1 pseudogene is annotated in these 337 nt (G+C 56.4%); it reads left to right on the forward strand.

The window, feature by feature from the left end:
• Window positions 1-337: pseudogene (locus EOD29_RS30930) on the forward strand (glycoside hydrolase family 2 protein); the annotation flags it as partial.

The following is a 337-nucleotide window of genomic DNA, read 5'->3' on the forward strand; positions in this document are numbered from 1 at the left end:
TTCTGCTCGGAATTCGGCTTCCAGTCCTATACCTCGCTGCCTGTCATCAGGACTTATGCCGAGGAGAAGGATATGAATATCGCTTCTCCCGTCATGGAGCTGCACCAGAAGAATGCTGGCGGCAACGAGCGCATCGCCGGCACGATGTTCCGCTATTTCCGCTTTCCCAAGGATTTTCCGAACTTCGTCTATCTCTCCCAGATCCAGCAGGGCTTGGCAATCAAGACGGCGGTGGAATATTGGCGATCGCTGAAGCCCCATTGCATGGGCACGATCTATTGGCAGCTCAACGACACCTGGCCGGTCGCCTCCTGGTCGAGCCTCGATTATGGCGGCC

It is taken from the genome of Mesorhizobium sp. M1A.T.Ca.IN.004.03.1.1, assembly GCF_003997555.1.
Lineage (GTDB): Bacteria > Pseudomonadota > Alphaproteobacteria > Rhizobiales > Rhizobiaceae > Mesorhizobium.